This window comes from Polaribacter sp. Z022, assembly GCF_023555495.1.
GTDB lineage: Bacteria > Bacteroidota > Bacteroidia > Flavobacteriales > Flavobacteriaceae > Polaribacter.
Map to the genome: position 1 here is coordinate 520,686 of NZ_JALCZO010000001.1, position 19,731 is coordinate 540,416.

The window sequence follows — 19,731 nt, forward strand, 5'->3', positions numbered from 1 at the left end:
ATTATCTTCTTATTATTGAAAATAGGGTCTTTTTTTGTTAAAATCTTAAAAAAGTGGTCGATTTATTCAATTATTCAAAAAAAATTGTATTTTGCCAAATAGTTAACAAATAATTCAAATTATGATAAAAAATTTTTTACTTCTTGCGTTTATAGCTTTTAGTAGTGTAGCTATGGTTGGCCAAACCACTGTTACAGGTACAGTTAAAGACGCAAAAACAGGAGAAACAATTCCTGGAGCCAACATTAAGATTTCTAGAAAATCTGTTGGTACTAACTCTGATTTTGACGGAAACTTTGTTTTAAAAGTTTCAGAAAAACCACCTTTTACTATAGAAATCTCTGTTTTAGGGTTTCATACAGAAAAAGTTGAAATTACTAAAAACAACCAGAAGGTTGAGGTTAGTTTAAGAGAAAATGCAACTTCATTAGATGAGATTGTAGTTTCTGCTTCTAGGACTCCAGAACGTATTATGGAATCTCCTGTTACCGTTGAAAGAATGGATAGTAGAGCTATTAAAAATACCTCTGCTCCAAGTTTTTATGATGGGTTAGAAAATTTAAAAGGAGTAGATATTAATACAAACAGTTTAACTTTTAAATCTGTTAATACACGTGGATTTGCTACGTTTTCTAATACACGTTTTATGCAATTAGTAGATGGTATGGATAATTCATCACCAGCACTAAACTTTGCTTTAGGAAATTTATTAGGAATGTCTGAATTAGATGTAAAAACTGTAGAGTTACTTCCAGGTGCTTCATCTGCATTATATGGTGCAAACGCATTTAATGGAATTATGTTTATGACAAGTAAAAGCCCTTTTGATGACCAAGGAATTAGTCTTTCTTTAAAAACAGGATTAACTAGTCAAGAAGCTGCAGGAGATAATAAATATTATGACTTTAATATTAGATTAGCACATGCTTTTTCAGATAAATTTGCAGCGAAAGCTACACTATCGTATTTAGATGGTACAGAATGGCATGCTACAGATTATAGAAATACATTTAATGGAGAATATATTTCTGGAGATAGAAATTCTGATAGAAATTATGATGGATTAAATGTTTATGGAGATGAGGTTTCTACTAATTTAAGAGGTGTTGCAGAAACATTAGAAGGTCTTGGTATCTTACCAAATGGAGCTGCTGCTTTAGTGCCAAGTGAAAGTGTAAGTAGAACTGGTTATAATGAAAGCGATTTAATGAGCTATGAGGCTAAAAGTTTAAAATTTGGAGCATCATTAAACTATCGTCCTTTTGGTAATGATAGGTTAGAAATTATTTGGAATTCTAAAGTTGGTGTTGGAAACACTATTTACCAAGGAACAAATAGATATAACATTAAGAATTTCTTAATGCAACAACATAAATTAGAATTAAGAGGTAAAAATTTCTTTGTTAGAGGTTATGTAACAAGTGAAGATGCTGGTGATTCTTATGATACTCGTTTTGCTGCAATTAATATTAATAGATCTTGGAAAGATGATAACACTTGGTTTGGAGAATATACTGGAGCTTTTGTACAAGGAACTTTAGGTGGTTTAAACGCAGATCAAGCTCATGCATTAGCAAGACAAACAGCTGAAACAGGTAGATTATTACCAGGAACAGATGGTTTTAAAGCTGCTTTTGATAAAGTTGTTGCAGATCCAGATTTGTTAACAGGATCTAAATTTCAAGACAACACTAAATTATACCACTCAGATGCAAACTATAATTTTCAAGATTATATAGATTGGGCTGAGATTCAGGTTGGTGGTTCATACAGAAGATATGCTTTAAACTCTAATGGAAGTATTTTTACAGATTACGATGGTCCTATTAATTATGATGAATTTGGAGTTTATACCCAATTACAAAAGAAATTTTTAGAAGATGATCGTTTAAAGTTTACTACATCTTTACGTTATGACAAAGCACAAAATTTCGATGGAAATTTTTCTCCAAGAATATCTTTAGCATATGCAGCTGGTGAAAATAAAAATCAAAACTTTAGAGGATCTTTTCAAACAGGATTTAGAAATCCAACTACACAAGATCAATACATTGGTTTAAATGCTGGTAGAGCATTTTTAGTTGGTGGTGCTCCAGATAATTTAGATAGATATACAACAACGCCATTATCTGTTAGTGGTTCAGGACAAGCATTTACAAATTCTACAACAGTTGGTGTTTCTGGTAGACAAGCGTATGAAAATTCTTTTTCTGCAGAATCTGTTGTAAATGGAACTTTCCAAAAATCTAATGTTACTTTAGTAAAACCAGAAAAAGTTACAGCTTTTGAAGTTGGTTATAGAGGAATTGTAGAAGCTGAACAATCTAACATTGCAATCGATTTAAGTGTTTACTACAATCAATATGAAGATTTTATTGCAAACAAAAACGTAGTTGTTCCTTTTTACGGTACAGTAGGAGATAATACATTGTCTTTATTAGCACTTCAAAATGGAGATTACACAGCATTTCAAACCTATACAAACTCTGCAGCAGATATTAGTTCTTATGGTGTAACAATTGGTTTAGATACTAAGGTTTTTAATGGGTTTAATTTAGGTGTAAATTATACATTTGCTAAGTTTGATTTTGACCAAGCTTCTGATCCAGATTTTGAAGCAGGATTTAACACTCCAGAACATAAAGTAAAATTACAGTTTGGTAAAAGAGATTTATTTGAAAATTTTGGTTTTAATATTAATGCAAGATGGCAAGATGAATATAGATGGGAATCTACTTTCTTAGACGCAACCATAGCTTCTAGAACAGTGATTGATGCTCAAGTTAACTATACAGTTCCTTCTTGGAAATCTGTATTTAAATTAGGTGGATCTAATTTAACAGGTAAAGAGTATTTAAGTGCTCCTGGTGTTGGTGCAGTTGGTTCTCAATATTACCTTTCTTGGACAATTAATAACTAAAAAAATAAAATTTCATGAAGAATTATAAATATATAGGATTGTGTCTTTTAGCTCTTAGTTTTGCATCTTGTGATGTAAATAATGAGTTAGATACAATACCAGAAGAAGTAGTAGCAGAAGTAGAATTAAATGTAAACGGATTAGATTTTTCTAAGTACGTTTCTATTGGTGCTTCTTTTACTGCAGGTTTTACAGATAATGCTTTGTTTGTAGCAGCACAAGAAAATTCTTTCCCAAATATTTTAGCAGGAAAGTTTGGTGTAGAATTTAACCAACCTTTAATGAATGATAATATTGGAGGTTTACTTTTAGGAGGTAATGTTATTCAAGGACCTAGATTGTATTTTAATGGAGCAGCACCAGCTGTTTTAGACGCTACACCATCTACAGAAGTAACTTCTCCTGTTACAGGAAGTTTAAATAATTTTGGTGTACCAGGTGCTAAAAGTTTTCATTTTGTTGCACCAGGATATGGAAATGTTGCAGGAGTTTCTTTAGGTTTAGCAAACCCTTATTACGCAAGGTTTGCTTCTAGTGCAACTTCAACAGTTTTAGGTGATGCTATGGCACAATCACCAACGTTTTTTACATTATCTGAAGTTGGAGGTAATGACGTTTTAGGATACGCACTTTCGGGTGGTTCTGGAACAGATCAAACAGGAAATTTTGACCCATCAACTTATGGTAGTTCAGATATAACAGATCCTGTAGTTTTTGGAAATGTATTTAATAGCATGGTTTCTACATTAACTGCTGGTGGAGCAAAAGGTGTAATTGCTAATGTACCTTACATTACTACTTTAGCTCACTTTACTACTGTACCACACAATGCTATTCCTTTAGATGCAGCAACAGCAACCGCTGTAAATTCTGCTTATGCTCCTTATAATGGAGGTATTCAACAAGCATTTGCAGGTTTAGTACAATTAAAGTTAATGACGCAAGCACAAGCTGATGCTGAAATTGCAAAAAGAACAATTACTTTTGCAGCAGGTCAAAATGCAGTTGTTATTGTTGATGAAGACTTAACAGATTTAGAAGCTTTAAATCCTGCTTTTGCTGGATTAAAACAATACAGACAAGCTACTGCAGATGATTTATTGGTATTATCTAGTTCTTCTTTCTTAGGTACTTTAGCGGATCCAAATAACCCTGCAAGTGTAAATGGTGTAGGTGTTCCTTTAGCAGATAAATGGGTAGTTACACCTGAAGAGCAATTGGCTATTAAAACAGCTACAGATGCTTATAATGCTGTTATAGAAAATGTAGCATCATCTAACCCAAACATTGCATTAGTAGACTTTAAAGGAGTTTTACAAGAAGCTTCTTCTGGAATTGCTTTTGATGGTTATACTTTAACTACAAATTTAGTTATGGGTGGTTTAATTAGTTTAGATGGTGTTCATCTTACTGCAAGAGGATATGCTTTAATGGCTAACAAAGTTTTAGCAGCTATAGATTCTAAATTTGGATCTAACTTTAAAACTGCAACAGGAGGTTTAGCAAAAGCTGGAGATTATCCTACAAACTATTCTCCAACTCTACGTTAATAGAATATTATAATTATAAAAAAAGGTTGAGAATTTAAATTCTCAACCTTTTTTGTTTTTATAAAAGATGTAATTATGATAACATCATTGCTGCTCTTTTTAAACCAGCAACTAAAACATCTATTTCTGCTTTAGTATTGTAAAAAGAAAAAGAAGCTCTAATTGTACCAGGAATTTTATAGAAATCCATAATTGGTTGTGCACAATGATGCCCTGTTCTTACAGCAATTCCTAATTTATCTAAAATAGAGCCAATATCATAAGGATGTATACTATCAATATTAAAAGAAATTACAGCTGTTTTTTCTGATGATGTTCCAAATATTTTTAAACCATCAATTTTTAATAACTCTTGAGTACCATATTCTAAAAGTTCATTTTCATATGCCGCAATATTATTAAAACCAACTGAATTCATATAATCTATTGCTGTACCAAAAGCGATTCCTCCACAAATATTTGGAGTTCCTGCTTCAAATTTATGAGGCAAACCTGCATATGTAGTTTTTACAAAACTTACAGTTTCAATCATTTCTCCTCCACCTTGATAAGGAGGCAATTTTTCTAACCATTCTTGTTTTCCATACAACAAACCAACTCCTGTTGGGCCACATAATTTGTGAGCAGAAGCTACATAAAAATCTACATCTAAAGCTTGTACATCTGGTTTTATATGTGGTGTTGCTTGAGCCCCATCAATTAAAACAGCAGCATTTACTTTATGAGCTGCATCAATAATTTCTTTGATAGGGTTTATAGTTCCTAATGCATTAGAAACGTGATTACAAAACACCAATTTTGTCTTTGAATTTAATAAACTGTAATAAACATCCATTTGTAAAGAACCCTCTTCATTCATAGGAATTACCTTTAAAACTGCACCCGTTTTTTCGCAGAGCATTTGCCATGGAACAATATTAGAATGATGCTCTAAAGCAGAAACTATAATTTCATCACCATTATTTAAAAGAGATGCAAAACCAGAAGCAACCATGTTTATACTATGTGTTGTACCTGAAGTTAAAATAATTTCGTAGGCTTTTTTTGCATTAAAATGTTTTTGAATTTTAATACGAGCTTCTTCATATTTATCTGTAGCTACTTGACTTAAAGTGTGTACGCCTCTGTGAATATTAGCATTGTAATTGCTATAATAATCAACAATAGTATCAATAACTACTTGTGGAGTTTGAGAGGTAGCTGCATTATCAAAATACACTAAAGGTTTTCCATGAATCGTTTTTTTTAGAATCGGAAAATCTTCACGAATTTTATCAACATTTATCATACGAATAAATTTAAGTTACAAAGATAAACGTTGATTTTTTAAACTTGTAAAAAAGACAATAAGAATTTCTTATTACACTACTTTAGAAACTAATTTAATTAAAAAACCTACACCATTTTGAATGTTTGATATTGCTGTAGCTTTTTGATTATTTGCTAAAGAAGCATCATTAATTTGTTGTAAAACTTTTACGGCATTAGCATTTGTAATTTTACTTTCAGAAATAAACGAATCTATTTCTACTGTTTTTAAACTTGTTAAACTTGCTAATTGATTTTTTAAATCTGTGTCTGTTTGGTTGCCTGCTTGTTCTGCTAAAGCATTCCAATCTATATCACTCATAATTGTTTTATTTAATTAGTTTTTCAACTTTTAGTAGTTTATTCATCCCTAAGCCAGTTTTGTTTAAAATACTGTCTAATTTGCCTTCTATTTGCTTAAAATTAATTTTACTACCTGTTAATTGATTGATGCCTGATAACGCATTTTCTTCAGCATTTTTAACTTTAACTGCAGAATTTATAAGGTTTTGAAGAGATGCTGTAGCTTTAGCATATGAAATAAAATTGGTGTTTAAATTAGTTACTATTTGTTGCTGTTGTTTTAATAATAAATCTTGTAAAGAGTCTCTTTTTCTGTTAATTACTGGTATTATTGCTCCAATAATATTGGGCAGCTCTTCTTTATAATCTACATTTTGAGGTAATAAACTTTGGTACTTCTTAATAATTGCTGGTGTATATTTATTGGTAATAAATGTGTTTAAACGTTCTCTTTTTTCGTCAAATAATTGATTAACCAATGAAATGTTTAATTGATGCATTGCATCTCCTTCATCAATAATGTTTTTAGACAGTGATGAGGTAGCATTTGGTAAACTTGCACAAGATAAAAAGCTAACAATTATAACTAATGAAATTATATTTTTATACATTATGATATTGGGTTTGGAGTAACGAAAATGTTTTTAATTCTATTGATAATTCCTTGTAAAATGCTAAAAATTGCATCCGAAGAAAAACCGCCTACCAAAGCAAGTATGCTTTTATTAAAAAGGTTTATTTGTTTTGGATCTGTGGTGTAAAATGAAATAATTTCAGACATTATTAAACCTGCAATTACTCCTAAGATAATTTGAGATAAATATCCTATCGAATTTTCAGGAATTAATGCTCCTTTTTTTAAAGAAGCACTTACGTCTTTCAATAAAAAAAACAAAACACCTAAACCAGCTACAGAACCTAAATAAACAATATTTAGTAATAAAGGTAAGCCACTGTTATTCATCATTCCTTTGTCTAAAGAGTCATTATTAACTTCTGCAGACATACCTGTTGCTATATATGCAATTAAAAAGAAAACCGATAATAAAACTAAATTTCTAAGTAAAGGAAGTTTGTTAAAAATTGATTTACCATCGCTTTCTTGATTTAATTTTTTTGTAAATTCAATAGATTTTGGTGTTGCAGGCGCTACATTTTTGCACAATAAATTGTGAGCATTAATTAAATCATCAACATTACTATTTTGTATTAATGAGTTTATTTCAGTATTAACAGTTATGCCATTGTAAACAGCAAATGATAGCATACTATTTATTTCTTTACTTAATTCTGTAATTACTTCATTAGATATACCTGGAACATTTTTTTGTATTGTTGGTTTTTTAGAATCTTTAATAGTTTTAGATGCTGTGGTTGTCATAATTAAAAAAAGTGTTTTGTGATTATATAAAACTAATAAAATCAGTAGTTTAACGTTTAGATGTAAACCCCTTTTTTAAAATTCAGGTATTTTTACTGATGGGTATTTAATGTGTTTTTAATTCTTATTTTTACGATAACTAAACTTTTATATAAATGAAAATTGTAAAAAGAATATTATTACTTCTATTGGTTATTATCATAATTGCTGTTGTTTATAATTATCCTAAACTGAATATTTTAGCAGGATATTCTGCAAAAAACACTGCTTCATCTGTTTTTGTAGCTAATAGAACTTTAGCGTTTACAGATAAAAACGATAATAATTTTTCTCCAATACATTTAGCTTCTGACGAGTTATCATTAGAATCTAAAACTGCAACCTCTTCTGCTTTTGGTTTGTTAACTAGAAAAGCTTTTTTTAGAGAAGGTTTAGGCTCTGTTTTGGCTTTAGATGATAATGACGTTTCTAAAAAATATTTAATCCCTAAAAGAACAAATACCTCTAGTGACACACTAGCTTATCCTTATGGAAAAGCAAAGCAAAAAGACACCATTTTTAAAAACATAAATTATGATAAACTACATAAAGCTATCGATTTTTTGTTTGATTCTATTAATAAAACTAGAGCAACAGTTATTATTTATAAAAATCAAATTATAGCAGAAAGGTATGCTAATGGTTTTACAGAAAATTCTAAAATCTTAGGTTGGTCTATGACAAAAAGTATTACCTCTACTTTGTTTGGAGTTTTAGAATATCAAGGAAAAATTAATGTGCAAGATAAAGCACCTATTGATGCTTGGAAAAATGATGAAAGAAAAGAAATTACCATTCATAATTTGCTACAAATGAATTCTGGTTTAGAATGGGATGAAGATTATAATACAATTTCAGATGTTTCTAAAATGTTGTTTTTAAGTAGAGATATGACTCAACAACAAATTCACAAACCTTTTGTAGGAAAACCAAATGAAACTTGGAATTATTCTTCTGGAACAACAAATTTATTATCAGGAATTTTAAGAAGTCAATTTAAAACACATCAAGAATATTTAGATTTTTGGTATGCAGCTTTAATTGACAAAATAGGAATGAATTCTATGGTAGTTGAAGCAGATTTAGAAGGAAACTATGTGGGGTCTTCTTATGGTTGGGCAACTCCAAGAGATTGGGCAAAACTAGGGTTATTGTATTTACATAATGGATTATGGAATGGAGAACAATTATTTGATAAAAAATGGGTAAAATACGCTACTACACCAACTCCTACATCTAATGGTTGGTATGGGGCTCAAATTTGGTTAAATGCAGGTAATAGGTATCCAGATGTGCCAAAAAACATGTATTCTTTTAATGGTTACCAAGGGCAGAATGTTTTTATTTTACCAGATCAAGATTTAGTAATTGTAAGAATGGGTTTAACTAAAAATGCTGATGTAAATGAGTTTTTAAAAGGGGTAATTGTTTCTATAAAATAACAGTTATCTTTTAGAAACTTTGTTATTATTCTTTTATCAAAACAATTTAAGTAATTGGTATAACTTATTCTGCTATACCAGATGTACAATTAAGTGATTAGTTAAATTTTAAAGAGGTTCTATGTTTTTAATATTTACACCAACAAAACAATCGTCTGCACACTGATTATCTACATAACCACAAGTAGAAATCATTCCTTCATTCTCTGTTTTAAGGTAGGTTGTTGTATTATTTCTCTCAATTAGCCAATCGTTTTGTGCTTTATTGTAAATTTCTTGTAATGTAATTGGTTCTGCTCCGTTTTCATGAGTTCCTATTTCAGGTTTTTTTTCTGTCCATTGAAGTTCATCCTGATGAATATCTGTTGATAGACCTTCTGTAGAAGTGTATTCAAAATCTCTTTGAATTATAATTCCATTTTCAATGGTTAATGTAGTTTCCCAACTAAAACCAACCCAAGAACTATTTGTAATTGTAAATTTGTATGAGTTGTTAGTAGATTCTTTAAAGTTTAACCAATTTTTTCTACTGATTTCAAACTTGTTTTGGTATTCTAAATTGTTTGAATCACAAGAGCTAAATATACTTCCGACTAAAATTAGAGTAAATAAATAAATTTTATTTTTCATTTTTTGGAGTTTTATTTATAGATGCAATTTTATTAAAATGGTTGCGTAAAATTTACTACAAATAACATAAAATATTTTAAGAAACAGATAAAAACCAATATGTGAAGATACAACTGATATTATGAGTTGAGTAATTTATATATAAAACCCATAATTTTTCTTCTGTTTTACAATCAATTTTAATCAAAAAATTAAGATAAAAACATACTTTTCAATTCTAGGAAATAGTAATGTAAATAGTTTTAAATAAAAAAACCACGCTTATTAGCGTGGTTTTTTTATCTATATAAAGAAAATGATTTTAAAGGTCAAAACCAATATCTACACCTAATTTATTGGCTATTATTTTAGTAATTCTCTGTTTTACTTCAGGTATTTTAACGCTTTCTAATACTGTATTTGCAAAAGCAAACATTAATAAAGCTTTTCCTTCTTTTTTAGGAATTCCACGTTGTTGCATGTAAAATAAAGCATCTTCATCTAACTGACCAATTGTACAACCATGAGAACATTTTACATCATCTGCAAAAATTTCTAGTTGAGGTTTTGCGTTAATTGTTGCTTTATCGCTCATTAAAACATTGTTGTTTTGCTGATATGCATTTGTTTTTTGAGCTTCTTTTTCTACAATTACTTTACCATTAAAAACAGCAGTAGAACGTTCATCATAAATACCTTTGTAATCTTGATGAGATTCGCAATTTGGTGTAATATGGTGTACTAATGTGTGATGATCTACATGTTGTTTACCTTCTGTAATAGTTATTCCTTTTAAGATAGAATCTATATATTCTCCTTTTTGATAAAAGTTTAAGTTGTTTCTTGTAATGTTTCCTCCAAAAGAAAAAGTATGTACAGAAACCACACTATTAGATTGTTGTTCTATGTAAGAATTATCTACCAATGAAGCTTTAATGTCATCATTCTGAATTTTATAAAAATCTACAAAAGCTCTTTTATCAGCAAAAACCTCAGTAACCGCATTTGTTAAAACAGGGTTGCTAGTTAAACTTTGATGACGTTCTATAATTTGAACATGAGAATTTTCTCCAACAACAATTAAATTTCTAGGTTGCAACATTGTTGCAGCTTCAGAACCTGTTGTAAAATTGATAATTTGTATTGGTTTTTCTACTTCAACATTTCTAGGAATATGAATATATGCTCCTTCTGTTGCAAAAGCAGTATTTAACGATGTTAAATTGTCTTGTTTTGCTATTTTGTTGAAATAATTATCAATTACAGCTTTGTATTTTGGCTTTGTTAAAGCAGCAGACATTAAGCAAACATCAATATTTTCATGTGTAGTTTCAGATAAGAAAGAGCTATATTTTCCATCAATAAAAACAACATTGTAAGTATCTATATCATGTATAAAATACTTTTTTACATCTGCTAATTCTACAGCAACTCCTTTGTTAGGAAAAATACTGTAATCTTCTTTTAAAACTGAGTTTAAAGAAGTGTATTTCCAAGCTTCTAATTTTTTAGTAGGAAATCCTAAACTTTCGAAACTTTTAAGAGCTTTAGAACGAATTTCATGGATATCAGAATTTGTATCTACACGATTTTCAAAAGCTACATATGATGATAATAATTTATCTTTTAATTCCATTTTTTTAAGCTTTTAGATTAAACTAATTCTTGTTTAATCCAATCATAACCTTTTGCTTCTAATTCTAAAGCTAAAGAAGCATCTCCAGATTTTACTATTTTTCCATCATGTAAAACGTGTACAAAATCTGGTACAATATAATCTAACAAACGTTGGTAGTGTGTAATTACAATTACAGCATTGTCTTTAGATTTTAATTTGTTTACCCCATTAGCAACAATACGTAAAGCATCAATATCTAAACCAGAATCAGTTTCATCTAGTATAGCTAATTTAGGCTCTAACATTGCCATTTGAAAAATTTCGTTTCTTTTCTTTTCTCCCCCAGAAAATCCTTCGTTTAAAGAACGAGATAAAAATTTACGGTCTATTTCTAATAATTCTGATTTTTCACGAATCATTTTTAACATGTCTTTTGCAGGCATGTCTTCTAAACCTTTTGCTTTTCTAGTTTCGTTAATAGCAGTTTTAATAAAGTTTGTTACAGAAACTCCAGGAATTTCTACAGGATATTGAAAAGATAAAAACACACCATTATGTGCTCTTTCTTCTGGTGCTAACTCGCTAATATCTTCACCATTTAATTCTATAGAACCATCTGTTACTTCGTATTCTTCTTTACCAGCAATAACAGAGGCCATTGTACTTTTACCAGCACCATTTGGTCCCATAATTGCATGTACTTCACCAGCTTTTACTTCTAAATTCAATCCTTTTAAAATTGATTTCCCTTCTATTTCTGCCTTTAAGTTTTCTATTTTTAACATCTTATTTATGCTATTGGCTTTTAGCTTTTGGCTATCAGCATTATTTTATTGTTGATATATTTTTAGTTGATAAAAATCTGTTTATCCAACAGAACCTTCTAAACTAATTTCTAATAATTTTTGAGCTTCTACTGCAAATTCCATTGGAAGCTTGTTTAAAACTTCTTTACTAAATCCGTTTACAATTAAAGCAATGGCTTTTTCAGTATCTATACCACGTTGATTACAGTAAAACAATTGGTCTTCACCAATTTTACTTGTAGTTGCTTCGTGTTCTATTTGTGCTGATTTGTTTTTAGTTTCTATATAAGGAAAAGTGTGTGCACCACACTCATTACCCATTAATAAAGAATCACATTGAGAGAAATTACGAGCGTTTTCTGCTCTAGAATTTATTTGAACTAATCCTCTATAAGAGTTTTGAGATTTTCCTGCAGAAATACCTTTAGAAATAATAGTAGACTTAGTGTTTTTACCTAAGTGTATCATTTTTGTACCAGTATCTGCTTGTTGAAAATTATTAGTTACTGCAATTGAGTAAAACTCTCCAACAGAATTGTTTCCTTTTAATACACAAGATGGATATTTCCAAGTTACTGCAGAACCAGTTTCTACTTGTGTCCAAGAAATTTTTGCATTGTCTTCGCACAAACCTCTTTTAGTAACAAAATTGTAAACACCACCTTTTCCTTCTTTGTTACCAGGATACCAGTTTTGTACAGTAGAATATTTAATTTCTGCATCATCCATTGCAATTAATTCTACTACAGCAGCGTGTAATTGATTTTCATCTCTACTTGGTGCAGTACAACCTTCTAAATAAGAAACATAGCTACCTTTGTCTGCAACAACTAAAGTTCTTTCAAACTGACCAGTACCACCTTCGTTAATTCTAAAATAGGTAGAAAGTTCCATAGGACATTTTACTCCTTTTGGAATGTAACAGAAAGATCCGTCAGAAAAAACTGCAGAATTTAATGCTGCATAAAAGTTGTCTTTTGTAGGTACAACTGTTCCTAAATATTTTTTAACCAATTCTGGGTGTTCTTGAATTGCTTCAGAAATAGGCATAAAAATTATACCTTTTTCACCTAATGTTTTCTTAAAAGTAGTAGCTACAGAAACAGAATCCATAACAATATCTACAGCAACATTGGCTAATTTTTTTTGTTCATCTATAGAAATTCCTAAACGTTTAAAAGTGTCTAGTAATTCTGGATCTACTTCGTCTAAAGAATTTAATTTTGGTTTTGCTTTAGGAGCAGAATAGTAAGCAATTTCTTGAAAATTTGGTTTTTCGTAATTTACATTTGCCCATTCTGGTTCTTCCATTTGTTCCCAAACTCTAAAAGCTTCTAAGCGCCATTCAGTCATCCATTCTGGCTCATTTTTCTTTTTAGAAATTGCACGAACAACATCTTCATTTAATCCTTTAGGAAAAGTTTCGCTTTCTATATCTGTATAAAACCCATATTTGTATTCTTGGGTTTCTAATTCTTTTTCTAAGTCGTCTTCTGTATATTTTGACATTTTTATCTTAAATTTTTAAAGTGAAAACGATTCTCCACAACCACATGTTCTGTTTGCGTTAGGATTGTTAAAAACAAATCCTTTTCCGTTTAAACCTCCTGAATATTCTAAAGTAGTTCCTACTAAGTATAAAAAGCTTTTTTTATCTACAATGATTCTTACATCATTTTCTTCAAAAACTTTGTCGTTTTCTTCTTGTTTGTTATCAAAAGTTAAATCATAAGACAACCCTGAACAACCACCACTTTTAACGCCAACTCTAACAAAATCTTTAGTTGCGTCAAAGCCATCGTCAGTCATTAATTCTATGACTTTTCTCTTTGCTGTGTCTGAAACTTTTATCATAATTTTAAATAGATTAAATCTAAATTGTGTGCAAATATACGATATAAGTCGAATAAAATCATAGAACTTTCATTACGAAAGACGATGTTGTTATTGGTTTTATTGATAATTAAAAAAATCGTTGAAGATTAAAAAAAGTAGAAAACTTATTTTAATTGCTCTAATTCTAATACTTTAAGTAGCATTTTATCATCTTGATGTAGTACTCTATAAAAACCAATATCACCAAAAAGCGTATTAGCAATAGAGGCTTTTAAAGATTTTTTTAAATTTTGTTTCATTTTAAATGAAGGGTTAACTTTGTCTTTAATTTTAGACAAATAACCATTAAAAACAGTTTCTGATTTGTCAAAATCTTTTACAAAACTATTAATTGTCCATTTTTCTAAATCTTTTCTATTGTTATCTACATAATCAAATGCGTAATTGTTAAGAGAGTTAAAGTAAAAATTAGTCATGTAAGAGGTAGTATCTATGGCTACAAAAACATCTGGTATTATACCTCCACCACCATAAACTATTTTTCCTTTTGGTGTTTTAAATTTTAGAGAATCTACAACTTTAATGCTGTCTTTATTTAACAGTTCTCCATTTGTTATTCTTTGTTGATAATCTTTATAGTAATTTTTATTTCCGTTTTTAGAATAAGGTTTTTGTATAGAACGTCCTGTAGGAGTGTAATAACGAGCAGTTGTTAAACGAACTGCAGATCCATCTCCTAAATCCATTTCTACTTGTACTAAACCTTTACCAAAAGAGCGTCTTCCAATAATGGTACCTTTATCATTATCTTGTAGTGCTCCTGCAACAATTTCTGAAGCAGATGCCGAATTTTCATCAATTAAAACATATAGGCCTCCTTTTTCAAAGCTTCCTTTAGAGGTTGCAAAAGATTTTTCAATTTTATTTTTATTGTTTTTGGTAAAGACAATTAGTTTATCATCTTCTAAAAACTCATCAATAATATCATTTGCTATATGCACAAAACCACCACCATTTCCTCTTAAATCTAATACAAGATCTGTCATTCCATCATCTATAAGAGTGTTTAAAGAAGATTTAAATTCTTTGTAGGTATTTGCAGCAAAACGATCTAGTTTAATATAACCAACTGTATCATTAACCATGTAGGCTAAATCTACACTTTTAATATTTACTTTTCCACGAGTAATATCTAATGAAAAAAGAGAATCATTACTTTTTCTATAAATTTGAAGTTTTACATTGGTGTCTGGTTTTCCTTTTAAATAATTTGGCACTTTATTGCTAAACATGTTTTTACCAAACAACGTGTCTTTATCTGCCATTAAAATTCTATCTCCAGCTTTAATACCAGCTTTAATACTTGGTCCGCCTTTTATGGGTTGTATAACAGTAATAGAGTCTTTTATCATTCTAAACTGAACACCAATACCTACAAAATTACCTTGCATGTTTTCTTTAACTGCTTGCAAGTTTTCTTTAGGTATATAAACAGAATGAGGATCTAATTTACCTAGCATTTCATTGATAGCACCATCTAATAAAGATTCTGTATTTACAGCATCTACATAATCTTTTTCAATAAAATTTATTAGTTTTTTTATCTTTAATTCTTGCGAAGAATTGCTTGATAAAGACAAAATACTAGAAGAATTTCCTCTTAAAGAAATACCAATAATAATACCTATTACTACCGCTATTGAAAAAAATATGGGTAAATTATTTTTATTAATCATAAGGTAAATGCATAATTTCTACACCTGATTTTTCTAAAAAATCGATTCCAGATGTATCTCTATATGAGTTTGCAAAAACAACGCGCTTAATTCCTGCTTGATATATTAGTTTGCTACATTGTGTACAAGGAGATAGTGTAATGTATAAAGTAGATCCTTTAGCAGATTGTGTAGAAGAAGCTACTTTTAAAATTGCATTAGCTTCTGCATGTAAAACTTCCCATTTGGTTATTCCTTCATTGTCTTCGCAACAATTATCAAAACCTGTTGGTGTTCCGTTAAAACCATCAGAAATTATCATTCTATCTTTTACAATTAAAGCTCCTACTTGTTTGCGTTTACAATGTGAGAGTTTTCCCCACTCTAAAGCCATTTTTAAATATGCTTTATCGTATTTTAATTGTTTCTTGTTCATCATCATTACGAAAGTAAAAAGAATTGAATAAATAAGACGTTAATAATTAGATAAAAATTAAACGATTATTACATTTTATTAAAGAATTACAAGAGAATACTTATTTCTGTATCAATCTTAATTTTGAGATTAGTTTTTTTTCTGATTGCTGCTTTTATAGGTAAAATGTAAATTCCTTTTTTTGAATCAAACCAAATTGCTGTATCCCATTTTAAATCATTAATTATTGCAGAAACTTTCATTCTACCCCAACCTTCTTCTTGGTTTTTAAAAAGGTTTCTAATTTCTGAAGATATGTTTTTGGGTAAAGACACAAAATACCAACCTAAAGGAGGGTTATGTTGCCACATTTTTGCAGTAAAAGTGTATGTTACTTTACCATTCATTAATTACCAAAATACTCTATCTAGCATCATTTGAATAGCAAAACCTATAACAATTGAAGAGCATACTAAAATCCAATCTCTTTTAGTTACTCTAAAAAAACTTTGTAGTACAGTACCTATGAATAAAATTCCTAAAACAATAATAATTTGAGCAGCCTCAATACCTAATGCAAATTCTAATAAAGGAAAAAGTTTGTCTTCTTCTTTCCCAATCATCATTTTAAAATAATTTGAAAAACCTAAACCGTGTATCAAACCAAAAAAAACAGCAAATATTAAATTGGTATTTTCTTTTCCTGTAGAAGATTTTTTTGCAGTAAATACATTAACTACACCTGTTATAAAAATAGATAAAGGAATTAAAAACTCAATTAAATCACCTTTAATTTTTAAAATACCATAAGCAGATAAAGCAAGTGTTAATGAGTGACCAATTGTAAAAAGCGTTACTAGCCATAAAACTTTTTTCCATTGATTAAAACTGAAAACAACAGCTAGTACAATTAAAAATAAAATATGATCGTAAGCGCTAAAGTCTAACACGTGGTTAAGACCCATTTTAAAGTATAGGATAAATTCGTCCATTTTGTGTCTAAATTTTTAGAGGAATCCAAAGATATTAAAAACTTCTAAGCAAAAAACGTAAAAATTGAAATACAGATTTCTTATTTCGAAGAAAGTAATTTTATAGAATATTCATTTAGAATGGACAATTTTTTGAAATTCATAAAAATTATATTTATACGTAAAAAATAGACTTCAATACATATAAAAAATAAGTATAAATACTTAGTTTTGTTGTCTAAATACGTAATTATGAAAACAATTATTGTTGTAGGTAATGGAATGGTAGGGTATAAATTTTGCGAAAAATTTGTAGCAGCTACTAATAATGAAGATTTTAAAATCATAGTTTTTGGTGAAGAACCAAGACCTGCTTATGATAGAGTTCATTTAAGTGAATTTTTTGAAAATCAAGATGCTAAAGCTTTAGAAATGGCACCTGCAGAATGGTATAAAGAAAATGGAATAGACTTAGTTGTAGATGAAAGGGTTACAGATATTCAAAAAGAAACTAAGACTATAATTACTGCAAAAAACAGAACATTTAATTACGATTATTTAGTTTTAGCTACAGGTTCTTCTGCTTTTGTTCCGCCAATAAAAGGGGTAGAAAAGAAAGGAGTTTTTGTATATAGAACTATAGAAGATTTAGAAGGTATGTTAGCATATGCTGCTAAATTAAAAGCATCTAACCCAAAAGCTAGAGCTGCTGTTTTAGGTGGAGGTTTGTTAGGTTTAGAAGCAGGAAAAGCAGTAATGGATATGGGTTTAGAACCTCATATTGTTGAGTTTGCTCCTAAATTAATGCCAAGACAATTAGATGCAAGAAGTAGTAAGGTTTTACAGTTAAAATTAGAATCTATAGGATTAAATATTCATTTAAGTAAAGCAACAAATCAAATTTTAGGAGAAGACCATATTATAGGTATGGAGTTTGGTGAAGATGATATTTTAGGAGTTGATATGTTAGTGGTTTCTGCTGGAATTAGACCAAGAGATGAACTAGGTAAAACTTGCAATTTAGAAATGGGTGTTCGTGGAGGAATTGTAGTAAATAATAAAATGCAAACATCTGATGAAAGTATTTATGCTATAGGAGAAGTAGCTTTATATAATCAAATGATTTATGGTTTAGTAGCTCCAGGTTATGATATGGCTGGTGTTGCTGTAAATCAAATTTTAGGCGAAACAGATAGTTTAATGCCAGATGATATTGATATGTCTACAAAATTAAAGTTAATTGGTGTAGATGTAGCAAGTTTTGGTGAACCTTTTATGCCTGCTGCAAAAGGGCATTCAATTATTTTTGAAAATAAGACACAACATTTATACAAAAGAATTAACGTTAGTCTTGATGGTAAAAAGTTATTAGGAGGAATCTTAGTAGGAGATGCATCAGATTATAACATGTTGCATCAAGTATATTTAAACGGAATGAAAATTCCTGAAGATCCAGCACAATTAATTTTACCTGCTAGTGAAGGAGGTTCTTCTTTTGGTGATGTTATGGATTTACCAGATGATGCTCAGGTTTGTTCTTGTGAAAATGTTACAAAGGGTCAAATTTGTGGAGTTATAGAAAGTGGAGAAGCTAAAGATTTAGCAGATGTAGTTTCTTGTACAAAAGCAGGTTCTGGTTGTGGTGGTTGTAAGCCTATGGTAAAAGATATTACTACAGCAACTTTAACATCATTAGGTATAGAAGTTAAAGATTCTGTTTGTGAGCATTTTGATTATAACAGACAAGATTTATATAAAATTATAGAAGTTAAAGGATATAAATCGTTTAATGAAGTGTTAGATAATCATGGAAATGGTGGTCATGGATGTGAGTTGTGTAAACCTTTGGTAGCGTCATTAATGGCAACAATTAATGCAGATACTGCTAATAAAGAGTATGCTATTCAAGATTCTAATGATCGTTATTTAGCAAATATTCAAAGAAATGGAACCTATTCTGTAGTTCCTAGAATTCCTGGAGGTGAAATAACACCAGATAAATTAATTGCTTTAGGAGAAATTGCAAAAAAATACGATTTGTATACCAAAGTTACAGGTGGTGTTAGAATCGATTTGTTTGGAGCAACGTTAAATCAATTGCCATTAATTTGGAAAGAATTAATAGCTCATGGATTTGAAAGTGGACATGCTTATGGAAAATCTCTACGTACTGTAAAAACTTGTGTAGGTTCTACTTGGTGTAGATATGGTATGGATGAAAGTGTAAGTTTTGGTATAGAATTAGAAAACAGATATAGAGGTATTCGTGCACCACATAAAATTAAAGGTGGAGTTTCTGGATGTATTAGAGAATGTGCAGAAGCAAGAGGTAAAGATTTTGGTTTGATTGCAGTAGAAGGTGGTTGGAATTTATACTTAGGTGGAAATGGTGGTGCAACACCTAGACATGCAGAATTATTTGCAGAACAAATAGATAATGAAACTGTAATAAAATACTTAGATAGATATTTAATGTTTTATATGCGTACAGCAAAACCTTTACAAAGAACTGCTGCATGGCAAGAAAGATTAGAAGGAGGTTTAGACTACTTAAAAGAAGTTATTATTGATGATAAATTAGGTATTGTTCAAGATTTAGAAAACGAAATGCAAACTTTAGTAAATAAGTTTGAATGTGAGTGGACACAAGCTGTAGAAGATCCAGAAGTTATGAAACGATTTAATCATTTTGTAAATAGCAAAGAAGAAGATGATAACATTGTTTTTGTACCAATGAGAGATCAAAAAATGCCAGAACCTTGGGTTTAAAATAGGTTAAATACTAACTGTTATTAAATTAAAAAGTAAATCCGCTAAT

The 19,731-nt window shown here is 29.7% G+C and carries 17 protein-coding genes; 4 read left to right on the plus strand and 13 right to left on the minus strand.

Going from position 1 to position 19,731, the window contains the following annotated elements:
- Window positions 1–121: 121 nt before the first annotated feature.
- Both MPF13_RS02370 and MPF13_RS02375 read left to right on the plus strand, forming a co-directional pair.
- Window positions 122–2,920: a TonB-dependent receptor gene (locus tag MPF13_RS02370; protein WP_249980709.1), complete on the plus strand. Its 2,799-nt coding sequence runs from the start codon at window positions 122–124 to the stop codon at window positions 2,918–2,920.
- A gap of 14 nt (window positions 2,921–2,934) precedes the next feature.
- On the plus strand, window positions 2,935–4,470 hold the full coding sequence (locus MPF13_RS02375) for an SGNH/GDSL hydrolase family protein (RefSeq protein ID WP_249980710.1): 1,536 nt from the start codon (window positions 2,935–2,937) through the stop codon (window positions 4,468–4,470).
- A gap of 73 nt (window positions 4,471–4,543) precedes the next feature.
- Here MPF13_RS02375 and MPF13_RS02380 read toward each other — a convergent pair whose 3' ends face one another.
- From MPF13_RS02380 to MPF13_RS02395, 4 genes are all read right to left on the minus strand, one after another.
- Window positions 4,544–5,758 carry an aminotransferase class V-fold PLP-dependent enzyme gene (locus MPF13_RS02380; protein ID WP_284041125.1) on the minus strand — a complete coding sequence of 405 codons (1,215 nt, stop codon included), beginning with the start codon at window positions 5,756–5,758 and terminating at the stop codon, window positions 4,544–4,546.
- A gap of 72 nt (window positions 5,759–5,830) precedes the next feature.
- Complete coding sequence (locus MPF13_RS02385; RefSeq protein WP_249980711.1) at window positions 5,831–6,100, minus strand: hypothetical protein; 270 nt, start codon at window positions 6,098–6,100, stop codon at window positions 5,831–5,833.
- A 7-nt stretch (window positions 6,101–6,107) separates the two neighbouring features.
- A complete protein-coding gene (locus MPF13_RS02390; protein ID WP_249980712.1) occupies window positions 6,108–6,692 on the minus strand; it encodes a hypothetical protein in 585 nt (194 codons plus the stop codon).
- Window positions 6,692–7,462, minus strand: coding sequence for a hypothetical protein (locus MPF13_RS02395; RefSeq protein ID WP_249980713.1), 771 nt, complete (start codon window positions 7,460–7,462; stop codon window positions 6,692–6,694). Before MPF13_RS02395 ends, MPF13_RS02390 begins: the two co-directional genes overlap by 1 nt.
- Window positions 7,463–7,617: 155 nt before the next feature.
- Between MPF13_RS02395 and MPF13_RS02400 the strand changes: the two genes are divergently transcribed.
- The gene (locus MPF13_RS02400; protein ID WP_249980714.1) at window positions 7,618–8,943 is read left to right on the plus strand and encodes a serine hydrolase domain-containing protein; all 1,326 of its coding nucleotides are present in this window, start codon (window positions 7,618–7,620) and stop codon (window positions 8,941–8,943) included.
- 108 nt (window positions 8,944–9,051) lie between these two features.
- On the opposite strand, the gene MPF13_RS02405 is transcribed toward MPF13_RS02400, so the two are convergent.
- From MPF13_RS02405 to MPF13_RS02445, 9 genes are all read right to left on the minus strand, one after another.
- Window positions 9,052–9,573 carry a hypothetical protein gene (locus MPF13_RS02405; RefSeq protein WP_249980715.1) on the minus strand — a complete coding sequence of 174 codons (522 nt, stop codon included), beginning with the start codon at window positions 9,571–9,573 and terminating at the stop codon, window positions 9,052–9,054.
- 301 nt (window positions 9,574–9,874) lie between these two features.
- Window positions 9,875–11,188 (minus strand): Fe-S cluster assembly protein SufD, encoded by a 1,314-nt coding sequence (gene sufD, locus MPF13_RS02410; protein ID WP_249980716.1) that lies wholly within the window; start codon window positions 11,186–11,188, stop codon window positions 9,875–9,877.
- A gap of 17 nt (window positions 11,189–11,205) precedes the next feature.
- Window positions 11,206–11,955 carry a Fe-S cluster assembly ATPase SufC gene (gene sufC / locus MPF13_RS02415; RefSeq protein ID WP_249980717.1) on the minus strand — a complete coding sequence of 250 codons (750 nt, stop codon included), beginning with the start codon at window positions 11,953–11,955 and terminating at the stop codon, window positions 11,206–11,208.
- Between the two features lie 81 nt (window positions 11,956–12,036).
- Window positions 12,037–13,485 (minus strand): Fe-S cluster assembly protein SufB, encoded by a 1,449-nt coding sequence (gene sufB, locus MPF13_RS02420; RefSeq protein WP_249980718.1) that lies wholly within the window; start codon window positions 13,483–13,485, stop codon window positions 12,037–12,039.
- 15 nt (window positions 13,486–13,500) lie between these two features.
- Window positions 13,501–13,830, minus strand: coding sequence for a HesB/IscA family protein (locus tag MPF13_RS02425; RefSeq protein ID WP_249980719.1), 330 nt, complete (start codon window positions 13,828–13,830; stop codon window positions 13,501–13,503).
- A 146-nt stretch (window positions 13,831–13,976) separates the two neighbouring features.
- Complete coding sequence (locus tag MPF13_RS02430; RefSeq protein WP_284041126.1) at window positions 13,977–15,548, minus strand: S41 family peptidase; 1,572 nt, start codon at window positions 15,546–15,548, stop codon at window positions 13,977–13,979.
- The gene (locus MPF13_RS02435) at window positions 15,541–15,966 is read right to left on the minus strand and encodes a deoxycytidylate deaminase (protein WP_249980720.1); all 426 of its coding nucleotides are present in this window, start codon (window positions 15,964–15,966) and stop codon (window positions 15,541–15,543) included. Before MPF13_RS02435 ends, MPF13_RS02430 begins: the two co-directional genes overlap by 8 nt.
- An 83-nt stretch (window positions 15,967–16,049) precedes the next feature.
- Window positions 16,050–16,349: a DUF1905 domain-containing protein gene (locus MPF13_RS02440; RefSeq protein WP_249980721.1), complete on the minus strand. Its 300-nt coding sequence runs from the start codon at window positions 16,347–16,349 to the stop codon at window positions 16,050–16,052.
- 3 nt (window positions 16,350–16,352) lie between these two features.
- The gene (locus MPF13_RS02445; protein WP_249980722.1) at window positions 16,353–16,934 is read right to left on the minus strand and encodes a HupE/UreJ family protein; all 582 of its coding nucleotides are present in this window, start codon (window positions 16,932–16,934) and stop codon (window positions 16,353–16,355) included.
- A 231-nt stretch (window positions 16,935–17,165) separates the two neighbouring features.
- Here MPF13_RS02445 and nirB point away from each other — a divergent pair, with 231 nt between their 5' ends.
- Window positions 17,166–19,682: a nitrite reductase large subunit NirB gene (gene nirB / locus MPF13_RS02450; RefSeq protein WP_249980723.1), complete on the plus strand. Its 2,517-nt coding sequence runs from the start codon at window positions 17,166–17,168 to the stop codon at window positions 19,680–19,682.
- Window positions 19,683–19,731 lie beyond the last annotated feature (49 nt).

Excerpts from the sequence above, each read along its gene's own strand:
- sufB (WP_249980718.1), bottom strand. The coding sequence starts at position 13,485 with ATGTCAAAATATACAGAAGACGACTTAGAAAAAGAATTAGAAACCCAA.
- MPF13_RS02425 (WP_249980719.1), bottom strand. The coding sequence starts at position 13,830 with ATGATAAAAGTTTCAGACACAGCAAAGAGAAAAGTCATAGAATTAATG.
- MPF13_RS02395 (WP_249980713.1), bottom strand. The coding sequence starts at position 7,462 with ATGACAACCACAGCATCTAAAACTATTAAAGATTCTAAAAAACCAACA.
- MPF13_RS02400 (WP_249980714.1), top strand. The coding sequence starts at position 7,618 with ATGAAAATTGTAAAAAGAATATTATTACTTCTATTGGTTATTATCATA.
- MPF13_RS02430 (WP_284041126.1), bottom strand. The coding sequence starts at position 15,548 with ATGATTAATAAAAATAATTTACCCATATTTTTTTCAATAGCGGTAGTA.
- MPF13_RS02380 (WP_284041125.1), bottom strand. The coding sequence starts at position 5,758 with ATGATAAATGTTGATAAAATTCGTGAAGATTTTCCGATTCTAAAAAAA.
- MPF13_RS02375 (WP_249980710.1), top strand. The coding sequence starts at position 2,935 with ATGAAGAATTATAAATATATAGGATTGTGTCTTTTAGCTCTTAGTTTT.
- MPF13_RS02405 (WP_249980715.1), bottom strand. The coding sequence starts at position 9,573 with ATGAAAAATAAAATTTATTTATTTACTCTAATTTTAGTCGGAAGTATA.
- nirB (WP_249980723.1), top strand. The coding sequence starts at position 17,166 with ATGAAAACAATTATTGTTGTAGGTAATGGAATGGTAGGGTATAAATTT.
- MPF13_RS02435 (WP_249980720.1), bottom strand. The coding sequence starts at position 15,966 with ATGATGAACAAGAAACAATTAAAATACGATAAAGCATATTTAAAAATG.
- MPF13_RS02385 (WP_249980711.1), bottom strand. The coding sequence starts at position 6,100 with ATGAGTGATATAGATTGGAATGCTTTAGCAGAACAAGCAGGCAACCAA.
- MPF13_RS02370 (WP_249980709.1), top strand. The coding sequence starts at position 122 with ATGATAAAAAATTTTTTACTTCTTGCGTTTATAGCTTTTAGTAGTGTA.
- sufD (WP_249980716.1), bottom strand. The coding sequence starts at position 11,188 with ATGGAATTAAAAGATAAATTATTATCATCATATGTAGCTTTTGAAAAT.
- sufC (WP_249980717.1), bottom strand. The coding sequence starts at position 11,955 with ATGTTAAAAATAGAAAACTTAAAGGCAGAAATAGAAGGGAAATCAATT.
- MPF13_RS02390 (WP_249980712.1), bottom strand. The coding sequence starts at position 6,692 with ATGTATAAAAATATAATTTCATTAGTTATAATTGTTAGCTTTTTATCT.
- MPF13_RS02440 (WP_249980721.1), bottom strand. The coding sequence starts at position 16,349 with ATGAATGGTAAAGTAACATACACTTTTACTGCAAAAATGTGGCAACAT.
- MPF13_RS02445 (WP_249980722.1), bottom strand. The coding sequence starts at position 16,934 with ATGGACGAATTTATCCTATACTTTAAAATGGGTCTTAACCACGTGTTA.